The following is a 14766-nucleotide window of genomic DNA, read 5'->3' on the forward strand; positions in this document are numbered from 1 at the left end:
TTCGAACCTCCGACCCCCTGATTCGTAGTCAGGTACTCTATCCAGCTGAGCTACGGGCGCTTAATTGTATTTAACATCACTTGGATGATGAAAACACAATAACATCAATAACTTCTTAATTCAAGATGGCGCGCCCGGGAGGATTCGAACCTCCGACCCCCTGATTCGTAGTCAGGTACTCTATCCAGCTGAGCTACGGGCGCTTATCTCATTGATGTTGCTTTATGCAGTTGGCGGAGAGAGAGGGATTCGAACCCTCGATAGGGCTATAAACCCTATACTCCCTTAGCAGGGGAGCGCCTTCAGCCACTCGGCCACCTCTCCTCAACAGCACGGCGCGAATGTTACCGATTATGATGGCTGGTGTCCAGCCTTGTACCGACTTTTTTCGCGCCGACCTGCTCTCTTACCGCTCAAACGCCCTTAATGGGCGCGAAATAGGCGTCCAGCTATTCAGCTTCACTTTCGCTATTACGTTCACGTTGGATGCGCTGGTAAATCTCTTCACGGTGGACAGCGACATCTTTTGGCGCATTAACACCAATCCGCACTTGATTACCTTTCACACCTAACACCGTGACGGTGATTTCATCGCCTATCATCAGCGTTTCGCCAACCCGGCGGGTTAAGATGAGCATGGCTGATCTCCTTCTCAGACGTTGAGTACAACGGGATGTGTCCGCTTAAAGCGGCACCACGCTATTGTGTGCGTCATGGTGCCGCTACCACCAATGGCTCAAGCCCCTATGACACCTTAACCTCCCGTTGAAAGAAAGCTCACCACCACGCGGCAGCAAGTACTTTTCAGCGTAGAAGGTTTAGCGCGCAATTGTTATTCAGATTCGATATCAGACTTATCCAAACCGAATGCTTTGTGTAGGGCGTTAACCGCAAGCTCCATATGCTTTTCATCAATAACAACGGAAATTTTAATTTCCGATGTAGAAACCATACGAATATTGACGTTTTCGTCAGCCAACACACGGAACATCTTGGAGGCAACGCCCGCATGAGAGCGCATACCAACACCGACGAGAGATACCTTAGCAATATTATCATCACCACGCAGCTCGCCGCCGCCTAAATCCGGGATTACCGTCTCTTCAAGCAACTTTTTGGTCGCTTTATAATCACCTTTAGCGACGGTAAAAGTGAAGTCAGTGTAATCACCGGCAGGCGCCACGTTTTGTACAATCATATCGACTTCGATATTGGCGTCTGCAATAGGGCCGAGAATACGCGACGCCACACCAGGAACATCAGGCGTGTTCAGTAAGGTTAATTTAGCTTCGTTTTTGGTAAATGCGATACCGGAGATTAGCGGTTCTTCCATAGCGTCCTCGTCTTGGTCTGCTTCTGCAACAATTAGGGTGCCGGGGCCTTCTTCAAAGCTCGACAACACGCGAAGTGGTACGTTGTACTTACCCGCAAATTCGACGGCGCGAATCTGTAGTACTTTGGAACCTAGGCTTGCGAGTTCAAGCATTTCTTCCACGGTAATGCTCTCAAGGCGCTGAGCCTTGGAACACACGCGGGGGTCCGTGGTGTAAACACCATCAACATCGGTGTATATCTGGCACTCATCGGCTCCAAGCGCTGCAGCAAGCGCAACACCTGTTGTATCTGAACCACCGCGGCCAAGCGTCGTAATATTGCCATCTTCGTCAACGCCCTGGAAACCAGCCACTACGACCACTTTGCCTTCATCAAGATCGGCTTTCAGATCATCAGTTTCAATACGTTGAATGCGCGCTTTGGTGTAGGCACTATCGGTATGAATACCGACCTGAGCACCGGTATGAGACGTAGCAGAAACACCAATTTGCTGAAGCGCCATTGCCAGCAGCGAAATCGTCACCTGCTCACCGGTAGAGAGCAGCATATCCATTTCGCGCGGCGCGGGTTCATCATTTAATGCATTTGCCATATCGGTCAGGCGGTTAGTTTCCCCGCTCATCGCCGAGACCACCACCACTATCTGGTGCCCTTGGTCGCGAAAGCCTTTAACTTTTTCCGCCACGGCCTTGATACGGTCGACAGAGCCCACCGAGGTGCCGCCGAACTTCTGTACGTATAATGCCATATGCCGTTTTTTCCTATAGGTTCGGGAATGGAGGGTGGATATTATTACTATTTAACAAAAAAGCCGGTAGCACAGATAGTGCCACCGGCCTTTGTATTTAGCTAAGCGTATTTTTCAACCAAGCTGGCACGCTGCTTAGTGCCGCCGGCAAGGCATCGGGCAAACTTCCACCCGCTTGCGCCATATCCGGGCGGCCACCGCCTTTACCGCCCACCTGCGAAGCAACATGATTGACTAATTCACCTGCCTTTACACGGCCAACTAAGTCCTGGGTAACACCGGATATCAAACTAACTTTACCTGCCGACGTATCCGCAACACCGAGCAGGATCACGCCAGAGCCAAGCTTGTTTTTCAACTGATCAAGTACGCCGCGTAAATCCTTACCGGAAACGCCTTCAAGCTGGGTCACCAGCAAATTAACACCGTTAATTTCTTGTACCTGGCTAAGCATGTCGCTGCCTGCAGCGCTAGCGAGCTTGGCTTTAAGCTGCTCAAGCTCTTTCTCAAGCGCGCGATTACGTTCAACCAGCGACTCAACCCTTGCTTCCACTTGCTCCGGCTTGGTTTTCAGGCGCTCACCAAGACGCTGCACGCGGGCTTCCTGCTCGCGGAAGTAAGCCAGCGCGTTTTCGCCGGTGATCGCTTCGATACGACGCACACCTGAGGCGATGCCCACTTCGCTGACCACATGGCAACAACCAATATCACCACTGCGGTTCACGTGAGTACCACCACACAACTCAATAGAAAAGTCATCGGCGCCAATGGTTAGTACTCGCACGTTATCGGCATACTTTGCTTCAAACAATGCAGCGGCCCCTTTGGATTTCGCCTCTGCTAGGCTCATCTGCTCCGTTTTGGTCGGCGCATTGGCTAAGATCTGCTCATTTACCAGCCGCTCTACTTCCGCTAGTTGCTCAGCGGACATCGGTTCAAAATGGCTAAAGTCAAAACGCAGGCGTTCCGCATTTACCAACGAACCTTTTTGCTGAACGTGATCACCCAGCACCATACGCAGCGCTTTGTGCAGCAAATGCGTCGCCGAGTGATTGCGGATGGTTGCATTACGCAAGCTGGCATCTACCTCACCTCGGACGCTGGCACCGACGCTAAGCGCACCTTCTACCATGATGCCTTGGTGAAGGTGATGGCCGCTCTGTTTCTGTGTATCGGTTACCTGGAAACGACCGCCATCAACGTATAAGTAACCGGTGTCGCCCACCTGGCCACCCGATTCGCCATAGAAAGGCGTACGATCCAGTACAATGGTGCCTTTCTGGCCAGCTTCCAGAGCCGCCAAGGCATTACCTTCGCCATCCACGATGGCAGTGACCGTCGCTTGGTCGGCTAGGTGTTCGTAACCCGTAAACTGGGTTTCGCCCTCCAAGTCGATCGCAGCGCTGTAGTCTGCGCTAAACTGGCTAGCCGCCCTTGCGCGCTCACGCTGCGCTTCTAACTCACGCTGGAAACCGACTTCATCCAAGGTAACTTCGCGCTCACGACATACGTCGGCAGTTAGGTCGAAGGGGAAACCGTAAGTATCGTAAAGCTTGAAGACGGTCTCACCAGGCAGCACGTCACCCTGAAGCTCTTCAAGCGCCGCATCTAGTAGCCCCATGCCATGATCTAACGTGCGCGCAAACTGCTCCTCTTCTTTAAGAAGCACTCGAGCAATCTGGTCGCTGGCATCGCGCAGCTCGGGGTAGGCGCCACCCATTTCAGCGTCTAGTGCTGCTACCAGCTTATGGAAGAACGGCTCGGAAGCGCCAAGTTTATGCCCATGGCGAATCGCTCGACGAATAATCCGGCGAAGAACGTAGCCGCGGCCTTCGTTGGAGGGCAATACGCCGTCTGTAATCAAAAACGCGCAAGAGCGAATATGGTCAGCAATAACACGTAACGATGGCGTCGCGGTGTCATCGTGCCCCGTCGCCTCAGCGGCAGCTTTCAGCAGGTTTTGGAATAGGTCGATCTCGTAGTTAGAGTGAACACCCTGCATCACAGCCGCCACACGCTCCAAACCCATTCCCGTATCAATGGAAGGCTTGGGTAGCGAATTCAATGTACCGGCGGCATCGCGATCGAATTGCATGAATACGAGATTCCAGATCTCGATATAGCGATCACCATCTTCTTCAGGGCTGCCAGGCGGACCACCCCATACATCGGAGCCATGATCAAAAAAGATTTCAGAGCTAGGGCCACAAGGACCAGTGTCGCCCATCTGCCAGAAATTATCTTCATCAAGTTTTGAGAAGCGGTCAGGATCAATGCCGATGTCGTCTTTCCAGATACGCTCTGCTTCATCGTCACTAATATGCACCGTTACCCAGAGTTTCTCTTTGGGCAGACCCAACGTTTCGGTCAGAAACGTCCAAGCAAAACGAATGGCCTCACGCTTAAAGTAATCACCAAAACTAAAGTTACCCAGCATTTCAAAGAACGTATGGTGACGAGCGGTGTAGCCGACGTTGTCTAGATCATTGTGTTTACCGCCAGCACGCACGCAACGCTGGGCTGATGTGGCGCGCACATAGGGTCGCGGATCGCGGCCAAGAAAAACGTCTTTGAAAGGCACCATGCCTGCATTGGTGAAGAGCAGCGTCGGGTCATTGCCCGGCACAAGCGAGCTGGTGGGCACAATGGTGTGCCCCTGCTTTTCAAAAAAAGATAAAAAGGCCTGTCTGATCTCTGCGCTTTTCATAGGGTATCCGTGACAAGAAAGCATGATGCCCCAGGGCGCTGTCGCCGCCACCCGATGGGGTCGCAAAGGGTGCATTATAACGCAGTTGTCAAACGACTGAAGCCGCAGTTAGTGGCAGAACTGAAACAGACGGCGAAAAAACAACCAGAAAGGCTAACCTAGAGAAAATTACAAACAGGAAAGCGCGTAACGAATTTGCTCGAAATCAAATCCACGTGAGGCGAGGAATCGCTCACGCTTAGCACGCTCTTTGGGAGTATCACCTGGCGAAGAAAAGCGCCGAACCAAGGTATCACGGGCTAGTTCAAACCAGTCCACGGCTTCGCGCTCTTCTACTTTGGCAAAGGCCGTCGTTGACGTTTCCTGATCTACGCCACGCTGGCGAAGCTCACCGTTAATACGGATAACCCCTTGCCCACGAAGAATACGCGACCGTATAAAGCTTTCAGCGAAGCGCTCATCGGACTGCAAATCCTGCTCTTCCAACGCGTCCAAGCAGACAGCAATATCATCAGGCTGAAAAGATTTCTGCTGCAATTTACGCGCTAGCTCAGCGCGAGAGTACTCGCGCCGAGACAGCAGTTGGATCGCCACTTGCCGTGGCGTTAATTCACCGCCGGAAGAAAACATAGCGTTTGCTCAGCGGTTTAGAGAACAGCATCATAACGCGGCTTATAGCAAATCATCATCGCTTTCGGCGGCAACATCAGCCGCAGGCGCTTCTTCTTTTTTCGCCTCTGGTGCGGCAAGTAGCTGCGCTCGAATTTGTGCTTCAATCTCTTCCATAATCTCAGGATGCTCTTCTAAATACTGCGCAGCATTGGCTTTGCCCTGACCAATTTTCTTGCCTTTGTAGCTGTACCACGCGCCTGCTTTGTCTACCAAGCTACACTGAACGCCCAGGTCAATAACCTCGCCCGCATGGTAGATACCTTTACCATAAAGAATTTGGAACTCTGCCTGACGAAATGGCGGCGCCACCTTGTTTTTAACAACTTTCACGCGCGTTTCATTACCCGTCACCTCATCCCCCGATTTAACGGAGCCGGTACGGCGAATATCCAGACGCACACTGGCGTAGAATTTAAGCGCGTTACCGCCGGTCGTGGTTTCAGGCGAACCGAACATCACGCCGATCTTCATACGGATCTGGTTAATAAACACCACTAAACAGTTGGCGTTTTTGATATTACCGGTAATTTTACGTAAGGCCTGAGACATTAAACGTGCTTGAAGACCCACGTGGGAGTCGCCCATTTCACCTTCAATTTCAGCACGCGGCGTTAACGCAGCAACGGAGTCGATTACAATCACGTCGACACCACCGGAACGTACCAGCATATCGGTAATTTCCAGCGCTTGCTCACCGGTATCAGGCTGCGAAACCAGCAGATCGTCTAAATTAACGCCTAGCTTTTCTGCATAACTTGGATCGAGAGCATGCTCTGCGTCGACAAACGCACATACCTTGCCCTGTTTTTGCGCCTGAGCGATGACTGATAGGGTTAGCGTGGTTTTACCAGATGACTCTGGGCCAAATATTTCACATACACGGCCATACGGTAGGCCGCCAATACCAAGTGCAATATCAAGCCCCAATGAACCCGTGGAGACAGATGGCATAACCACGCGCGGTGTATCGCCAAGGCGCATAACGGTTCCTTTACCAAACTGGCGATCAATTTGGCTAAGTGCAGCATTTAGCGCTTTGGTGCGGTTGTCATCCTGAGCCATGCAGAAATTCCTCATCACAAACTGTATAATTAGCCAGTAGTATGCCAAAGATTAGCGGCTAAACAAATCCTCAGCACCATATTTAATATTTATTTCTTTTCACTGTCTTTCGCCTGAGCCATCAACCGCGCGACGAAACCTGCCAACGCCTCGCGTACGGCTTGTTCACGCACCGCCTGTCGGTCGCCGTGAAAGTGGAAGCACTCTGCCTGCTGGCTTTCTGCACTGCCCCAGGAAAGCCATACGGTACCCACGGGCTTCTCTTGACTGCCTCCACCAGGACCTGCCACCCCACTCACTGCGACGGCTAAGCCAGCACCACTTGCTAAGCAAGCACCTTTCACCATTGCATTAACGACCTGCTCGCTGACCGCTCCATGGGCGTCAAGAACCGCCTTGGGCACGTTCAACATACGCGTTTTAGCGGCATTGGAGTAGGTTACATAGCCTGCGGTAAAATACGCTGAACTCCCCGCTACAGAAGTAATGGCGCTAGCGATGCCGCCTCCCGTACAGGACTCTGCCGTGGAAACTTCAACTCCAAGTTGCTCGCACAGCCTTCCCAGTCGCTGAGCAAGCAGTGATAGGTCTAGATTCTTTAGGCTTGAAACGCTAGGTGCCATGGTGACTCCTTCATGTGAGACCTCTGTTCAGCGTAGAATAGCGTGATTAACTTTCTCAAAGAAATTACTCAAAGAAATCACTCAAAAAAATCACTCAAAGAAATCGCTTAAAGTAACTGACAAAGAACATGCCGCAAGCTGAAACTGCTTGCGCAACGCTCAACCAGGACGCCCATGTCACAGGCCAGCCCCGCTCACACGCCGATGATGGCGCAATATCTTAAGATTAAACACGATCACCCTGAAGTACTTCTGTTTTACCGAATGGGTGACTTTTACGAGCTATTTTTCGATGATGCTAAGCGCGCTGCGATGCTGCTGGATATCACCCTTACCCAGCGCGGCCAGTCAGGGGGCAAGCCCATTCCTATGGCAGGTGTACCCTACCATAGCGCTGAAGGCTATTTAGCCCGTTTGGTGTCAGCCGGTGAATCCGTCGCCATCTGCGAGCAAATCGGTGACCCTGCCACCAGCAAAGGCCCCGTAGATCGACAAGTCGTGCGCATCGTCACCCCTGGCACGCTTCACGATGAAGCCTTACTAGATGCCCGGCGCGATAACATGCTGGTCGCCGTTGCGCCCAGCAAAGACGGCTGGGGCCTAGCGTGGCTGGAGCTATCCAGTGGGCGATTCAACGTATTGGAAGTAGAAAGCGAAGCCGAGATGCAGGCAGAGCTAACCCGTCTGTCACCTGCCGAACTGCTTGTACCCGAAAGTTTGACCCTGCCTGATGCTTGGTCTCAAAAGCGCAGCCTACGACGCCAAGGAGAGTGGCTATTTGACTTAGATAGCGCCACCCGTAGCCTGTGCGATCAGTTTGAAGTCCAGGATTTACGCGGTTTTGGCTGTGCACATTTAACCACTGCGTTGATTGCTGCGGGCGTCTTGATTGATTACGCGCGGGATACCCAGCGCTCTCGCCTGCCCCACGTAACCGCAATTAGCGTCGAAAACCGCGATGATGCCGTGGTGATTGACGCGGCCAGTCGGCGTAATCTAGAAATTGATATCAATCTGGGTGGTAACAGCGACAACACCCTTGCCAGTGTGCTGGACACTTGCACCACCGCGATGGGTTCGCGCTTATTAAAGCGCTGGCTTAACCGCCCGCTGCGTCAGCGTGATGTCGTAGAAAATCGTCATGCGGGGGTAGCTCTGCTCACGATTGAAGCGGCCTACCTATCACTACGCGATACGTTAAATGATGTCGGCGACGTCGAGCGCATTTTAGCCCGCGTCGCACTATACAGCGCCCGGCCTAGAGACCTTGCACGGCTGCGCGACGCCCTAGTAATGCTACCCGCACTAGAGCAACTGTTAAGCGAGATTGATCGCGGTAGCGCCATCGATGGCCTTAAACCCCACATTCGCCCTTACCCAGAGATAGCGGATACATTAACGCGCGCGCTAGTTGAGAATCCGCCGGTAGTGATTCGCGATGGCGGAGTGATTGCGAGCGGTTTTGACACCGAGCTAGATGAACACCGTGGTATGGCTGAAAATGCCGGGGATTACCTCGTTCAGTTGGAACTGCGCGAGCGCGAACGCACTGGCCTCGCCAACTTAAAAGTCGGCTACAACCGAGTTCATGGCTACTTTATTGAATTACCCCGTTCTCAAGCGCAGCAGGCGCCCGCCGACTATATTCGCCGTCAAACACTAAAAAATGCTGAACGCTTTATCATTCCAGAGCTAAAAGAGTTCGAAGACAAAGCACTCTCAGCCAAGTCACGGGCGCTCACTCGGGAAAAATGGCTCTACGAACGCCTGATAATCGAGCTCAACGAAGCGCTTCACGCACTGCAAAACACCTCGCGGGCGCTAGCAGAACTTGACGTACTATGCGCCTTTGCCGAACGTGCCGAAGCACTTAACTGGGTAAGACCCCAGCTTAGCGATGCCACTGGCATTAGAATCACCGCTGGACGGCACCCCGTTGTCGAACACGTCAGTGACACACCGTTTGTTCCCAACGATGTCACGCTAACACCTGATCAGCACATGTTGATTATCACCGGTCCTAACATGGGCGGTAAATCAACCTATATGCGTCAGACTGCGCTCATTGCGCTGCTCGCTCATAGCGGCAGCTTCGTCCCTGCCGATAGCGCTGAAATAGGCCCGGTCGATCGTATTTTTACCCGTATCGGCTCCTCCGACGACTTAGCAGGCGGTCGCTCTACGTTCATGGTAGAGATGACTGAAACCGCTAATATTTTGCACAACGCTACCGAGCATAGCTTGGTATTGATGGACGAAATTGGACGAGGCACCAGCACGTTTGACGGCCTTTCACTGGCTTGGGCCAGTGCTGAATATCTAGCTGAAGCAAAGGCACTGACCCTGTTTGCCACTCACTACTTTGAGATGACCGCGCTACCCGAACAGGCCGATGGCGTGGCAAACATTCACCTGACAGCCACCGAACATGGCGACAGCATCGTGTTTATGCACCGCATCGAGCCTGGCCCGGCGAGCCAAAGCTATGGTTTACAGGTAGCCCAGTTGGCAGGTGTTCCTAGCCATGTAATACGCAGAGCCCGTGAAAAACTGATGACTCTGGAGCAGCGCGATGTGGATGAGCTGCAGCGTCCAAGTAGCGTTTCCGCAGCACCTCACCAAAACGATTTGTTTGCCAGTGCACCGCACCCCGTAGTGGAAGCACTCGGCAAGGCCGATGTAGATGATTTAACGCCTCGTGAAGCGCTAGCACTCCTATATAAGTGGCGAGAACTGCTGTAATGGGATGAAAGGAAAGCCACAAGCGCTTGCCGCCACGAAAGGGCACCACTAGAATGTCGCCCATACTGTTTTATCTTATAAAAAACGGCCGATTTATAACCATTAACTATTGACCACGACCGGGAAACTCCGGTCTCGCAAGAGGGATAGCAAGATGACGTTTGTCGTTACCGAGAACTGCATCCAGTGTAAATACACCGACTGTGTGGAAGTCTGTCCGGTCGATTGTTTCTACGAAGGCCCCAACTTTTTGGTCATTCACCCAGACGAGTGTATTGACTGCGCCTTATGTGAACCGGAGTGCCCCGCTGAAGCTATCTTTTCTGAAGATGAGCTGCCGGATGGCCAAGAACAATTTATAGAAATCAACGCTGAATTAGCCGACGTATGGCCGAATATTGCCGAGAAAAAAGATCCGTTGCCAGATGCAGAAGAATGGGACGGCAAAACCGGCAAGCTGGAAAGGCTAGAACGCTAACCCAAAACGCGTACTTTCAGACCAGCGCCCGCGCTGGTTTTTTGCTCGCACTACTGGACAAAAAAAGGCGGCCCGTAGGCCGCCCGCTCCAAGCACTTCCTCTGACCACTCCCTGTGTCAACTTCCTCAGATACCATCCTTGCCGAGACTCACGTCATTGTGTCACCCGGCGTATCTGACCTGCATCCCGTTGCATCCTGCCTAAAGCATCCTTGCCTCCCCTGTCCTGCTCGCAGTTTGGCAGAAAGCCAAAGCAACTCAAGCGTGCCTACATAAAAATGGGCGAGCCTCTCCGGCTCGCCCATTTCTCATTAATCGATTTAAAGTCATATACTTATTAAAAAATAAGTGGAAAAAATTATCTTTTTTTACACTTGTATGAGCAAGTATTGCCACTATTTGTAAGAGATCTCTTACAAAATTTTGAGAGATCTCTTACACGCCGACGCTGATTTTTCGCTTACTGCCCTTTAATGGCTTTTAGGCCTGGATAACTCACATCGCCCAATTCCGCTTCAATAACCAGCAGACGGTTATATTTCGCTACACGATCAGAACGGCATAGGGAGCCCGTCTTAATTTGGCCTGCACAGGTGCCTACCGCCAGATCAGCAATCGTTGTATCTTCAGTTTCACCGCTACGGTGAGAAATAACCGCGGTGAAGCCAGCATCCTGGGCCATTTTAATCGCATCCAGGGTTTCAGACAGCGAACCAATCTGGTTGAATTTAATCAGGATTGAGTTACCAATTTGCTCGTCGATACCGCGTTTAAGAATCTTAGTATTGGTAACAAACAAATCATCGCCAACAAGTTGTACTTTATCACCCAACTTATCAGTCAGTGCTTTCCAGCCTGCCCAATCAGATTCATCCATGCCATCTTCGATGGAGACGATAGGATAGTCCGCACACAGGCCGGCCAGATACTCGGTAAAGCCTTCCGCATCGTAGCTTTTGCCTTCGCCAGACAGGTTGTACTGGCCGTCTTTGTAGAACTCGGAAGAAGCACAATCAAGCGCCAAGGTTACGTCTTTACCCAGTACGTAACCGGCATCAGCAACAGCTTGCTTAATGATCGCCAGGGCATCCGCGTTGGATGCCAGGTTGGGGGCAAAACCGCCCTCGTCACCAACTGACGTAGAAAGACCCTTAGCAGACAGCACTTTTTTTAGCGCATGGAAAATTTCCGCGCCCATACGGAGACCTTCACGGAAGTTCGTTGCGCCTACGGGCTGTACCATGAACTCCTGGATATCAACATTATTATCAGCGTGCTCGCCGCCGTTAAGAATGTTCATCATCGGCACCGGCATGCTGTACTGGCCTGGTTGGCCATAAAGCTCGGCAATGTGCGCATACAGCGGCACACCTTTAGCATTGGCAGCGGCTTTAGCGGCTGCAAGCGACACGGCTAAAATAGCATTCGCGCCCAGGTTAGCTTTATTTTCAGTACCATCCAGGGCCAGCATGGCGTCGTCTAGCCCACGCTGATCACGCGCATCCATTCCCAACAACGCATCTCTGATTTTGCCATTCACGGCCTCAACGGCTTTTAAAACGCCCTTGCCAAGGTAGCGTGTCTTGTCGCCATCGCGCAGCTCAAGCGCTTCGCGGGAGCCTGTAGAAGCACCGCTTGGCGCGCATGCTTCACCAACGGCACCACTTTCCAGGCGAACCATGGCCTGAACGGTTGGGTTGCCGCGGGAATCGAGCACTTCTAGCGCGCTGATTTCAACAATTTTGGTCATAACAGTATCCTTTGGTTGTCGGTCTAATGGGTGATTGTGGGTCAAATGTATACCATGTTGCCATCGCGGTTAACGGATGGTTAGAGGCGCGAACCCCTTCACCAGCGCATCTAACTGCGACAGCTGAGTCAAAAATGGCGCTAGTTGATCCAATGGCAATGCACAGGGCCCATCACACTTAGCGTTATCTGGATCGGGGTGAGCTTCTAGGAAAACCCCTGCCAAGCCCACGGCAACGCCCGCACGGGCCAGCTCTGCCACCTGAGCACGACGGCCATCGGCGCTGTCTGCACGTCCACCCGGGCGCTGCAAGGCGTGGGTGACATCGAAGAACACCGGATACCCAGTCTGCTTCATATCACCCATGCCCAGCATATCTACCACCAAGTTGTTATAACCAAAGCTGGTGCCACGTTCGCATAGCATTAAGCGATCATTGCCAGCTTCCTGGAACTTGGTGAGGATATGACGCATTTCGTGAGGTGCTAGAAACTGCGGCTTTTTAATATTTATCGCAGCACCCGTGTTGGCCATTGCTACTACCAAGTCAGTCTGGCGGGCAAGAAACGCTGGCAACTGGATAATATCGGCGACTTCAGCCGCGGGTTCAGCCTGCCAGGGTTCGTGAACGTCGGTAATAATAGGCACGCCATAGCGTGCTTTGATATCCGCTAGAATCTGCAAGCCTTTTTCTAACCCAGGCCCGCGATAAGAGTGAATCGAACTGCGGTTTGCTTTATCGAAGCTTGCCTTAAACACATAAGGCATCCCCAGCGTTTGCGTCGCATTAACGTAGGCTTGTGCCACTTCATCGGCAAGCTCCGCCGACTCCAGCACATTCATGCCGCCTAATAGCATCAGCGGCAAAGAATTGCCGGCGGTTAGGCCGGCAACGTTAATATGACGCTCTGAAAAGGGTGATTGAGACGTCGAGGACATGCGATTCGCTCTCCCTTATTCCTGAGTCGTTGTGTGAGCGCGTGTACGTGCCGTTTTGTGCTCAAGGGCCGCGTTAACAAACCCAGAGAATAGCGGATGTCCGTCACGTGGTGTCGAGGTAAATTCCGGGTGAAATTGACACGCTACATACCAAGGGTGATCGGCCAGCTCAACTACTTCTACCAGAGATTGGTCGACGCTCTTACCTGAAATAACCAAGCCCGCCTGCTCCAACTCATCAATAAACTGGTTATTGACTTCAAAGCGGTGGCGATGACGCTCAACAATCTCATCAGCGCCGTAGGCTTCGCGAGCCTTACTACCTGCTTTTAAATGGCAAATCTGCCCACCTAAACGCATTGTGCCGCCTAAATCAGACGCGGCATCGCGTAGCTCGATCTTACCTTCAGCGTTAATCCACTCTGTGATCAAGCCCACCACAGGGTGCTTGGTATCATGAGTAAATTCAGTAGAGTTAGCGTCTTTCCAGCCAGCCACATTGCGAGCAAACTCGATGACCGCCACCTGCATTCCCAAACAAATACCTAAATAGGGAATGTTGTTCTCACGCGCAAACTGGGCGGTAAGAATTTTTCCTTCTACACCACGCTCACCGAAACCGCCTGGCACTAAAATGGCATCTTTACCAGCAAGCCGCTCGGTACCGTGATGTTCAATATCTTCAGAATCGATATAGTCGATATTGATTTTAATTCGACCTTGAATACCTGCGTGAATAAGCGCTTCGTTAAGCGACTTATAGGCATCCAGCAGTTCCATGTACTTACCGACCATGGCAATGCTTACCGACTTTAGCGGGTTCAGCTTGGAATCCAGCACCTTGACCCATTCCGAAAGGTCGGCGGGCGCTGCTTCCAGGCGCAGCTTCTCGCAGACGATATCGTCCAGGCCGTACTCATGAAGCATCAACGGAATGCGATAAATGGTATCGGCATCTTGTAACGGTACAACTGCACGCTCTTCTACGTTAGTGAACAGAGCGATTTTGCGGCGTTCACTCTCTTCCAGCTCGACTTCGCTACGGCAGATCAAAATATCCGGCTGGATACCAATGGAACGTAGTTCTTTAACGCTGTGTTGGGTCGGCTTAGTTTTAGTTTCGCCTGCCGTCTTGATATACGGCACTAGCGTAAGGTGCATGTAAATCGCCCGGCTAGCGCCAAGCTCACTGCGAATCTGGCGAATAGACTCTAAAAACGGCAGCGATTCGATATCACCCACCGTGCCACCGATTTCCACCAGCGCCACATCAAAGCCTTCACCGCCCGCATAGACGCGCTGTTTAATTTCATCGGTAATATGAGGAATAACCTGAACGGTCCCCCCCAGATAATCACCACGGCGTTCTTTACGCAGCACACTCTCGTACACACGGCCCGTAGTGAAATTGTTGCCTTGGGTCATTTTAGTGCGAATAAAGCGCTCGTAGTGCCCTAGGTCCAAGTCCGTCTCGGCGCCATCCTCGGTGACGAACACCTCGCCGTGCTGGAAGGGACTCATGGTACCCGGGTCCACGTTGATGTAGGGGTCGAGCTTGAGCATGGTGACCTTAAGGCCGCGAGCCTCTAGAATCGCCGCCAGCGAGGCCGACGCGATGCCCTTGCCAAGAGAGGACACAACGCCGCCGGTCACGAAGATATATCGTGTCATGGAAAACCTGTCGAAACGTGATCAAAAGGCGTAGCAGAA

At 52.2% G+C, this 14766-nt stretch carries 11 protein-coding genes and 2 tRNA genes; 2 read left to right on the forward strand and 11 right to left on the reverse strand.

Features of this window, described 5'->3' with window-relative positions; genetic code table 11:
• Positions 1–126: 126 nt before the first annotated feature.
• From ELY33_RS11885 to ELY33_RS11920, 8 genes are all read right to left on the reverse strand, one after another.
• A tRNA-Arg gene (locus ELY33_RS11885) sits at positions 127–203 on the reverse strand.
• A gap of 28 nt (positions 204–231) precedes the next feature.
• Positions 232–324, reverse strand: a tRNA-Ser gene (locus ELY33_RS11890).
• A 125-nt stretch (positions 325–449) separates the two neighbouring features.
• Positions 450–638, reverse strand: coding sequence for a carbon storage regulator CsrA (csrA, locus tag ELY33_RS11895; RefSeq protein WP_039180068.1), 189 nt, complete (start codon positions 636–638; stop codon positions 450–452).
• A gap of 194 nt (positions 639–832) precedes the next feature.
• Positions 833–2083, reverse strand: coding sequence for an aspartate kinase (locus ELY33_RS11900; protein ID WP_126948131.1), 1251 nt, complete (start codon positions 2081–2083; stop codon positions 833–835).
• A gap of 97 nt (positions 2084–2180) precedes the next feature.
• Positions 2181–4790, reverse strand: a complete 2610-nt coding sequence (gene alaS / locus ELY33_RS11905; RefSeq protein WP_126948132.1) for an alanine--tRNA ligase — start codon at positions 4788–4790, stop codon at positions 2181–2183.
• 168 nt (positions 4791–4958) lie between these two features.
• A complete protein-coding gene (locus ELY33_RS11910) occupies positions 4959–5420 on the reverse strand; it encodes a regulatory protein RecX (RefSeq protein ID WP_126948133.1) in 462 nt (153 codons plus the stop codon).
• Between the two features lie 42 nt (positions 5421–5462).
• Entirely contained in the window at positions 5463–6524 is a 1062-nt protein-coding gene (recA, locus tag ELY33_RS11915; RefSeq protein WP_126948134.1) for a recombinase RecA, read from the reverse strand.
• 89 nt (positions 6525–6613) lie between these two features.
• Complete coding sequence (locus ELY33_RS11920) at positions 6614–7147, reverse strand: CinA family protein (protein WP_126948135.1); 534 nt, start codon at positions 7145–7147, stop codon at positions 6614–6616.
• A gap of 174 nt (positions 7148–7321) precedes the next feature.
• On the opposite strand from ELY33_RS11920, the gene mutS reads away from it, so the two are divergent.
• Both mutS and fdxA read left to right on the forward strand, forming a co-directional pair.
• Positions 7322–9889 (forward strand): DNA mismatch repair protein MutS, encoded by a 2568-nt coding sequence (gene mutS / locus ELY33_RS11925; protein ID WP_126948136.1) that lies wholly within the window; start codon positions 7322–7324, stop codon positions 9887–9889.
• A 154-nt stretch (positions 9890–10043) separates the two neighbouring features.
• A complete protein-coding gene (fdxA, locus tag ELY33_RS11930; RefSeq protein WP_126948137.1) occupies positions 10044–10367 on the forward strand; it encodes a ferredoxin FdxA in 324 nt (107 codons plus the stop codon).
• Positions 10368–10827: 460 nt separating this feature from the next.
• Here the strand turns inward: fdxA and eno are convergent, their stop codons facing one another.
• The 3 genes from eno to ELY33_RS11945 all read right to left on the reverse strand — a co-directional run bounded on the left by eno (position 10828) and on the right by ELY33_RS11945 (position 14727).
• The gene (gene eno / locus ELY33_RS11935) at positions 10828–12117 is read right to left on the reverse strand and encodes a phosphopyruvate hydratase (RefSeq protein ID WP_126948138.1); all 1290 of its coding nucleotides are present in this window, start codon (positions 12115–12117) and stop codon (positions 10828–10830) included.
• A gap of 69 nt (positions 12118–12186) precedes the next feature.
• The gene (gene kdsA, locus ELY33_RS11940) at positions 12187–13056 is read right to left on the reverse strand and encodes a 3-deoxy-8-phosphooctulonate synthase (protein ID WP_126948139.1); all 870 of its coding nucleotides are present in this window, start codon (positions 13054–13056) and stop codon (positions 12187–12189) included.
• Between the two features lie 15 nt (positions 13057–13071).
• Positions 13072–14727, reverse strand: coding sequence for a CTP synthase (locus ELY33_RS11945; RefSeq protein WP_126948140.1), 1656 nt, complete (start codon positions 14725–14727; stop codon positions 13072–13074).
• Positions 14728–14766 lie beyond the last annotated feature (39 nt).

Origin of the sequence: Vreelandella andesensis, assembly GCF_003989795.1 — a bacterium.
Lineage (GTDB): Bacteria > Pseudomonadota > Gammaproteobacteria > Pseudomonadales > Halomonadaceae > Vreelandella > Vreelandella andesensis.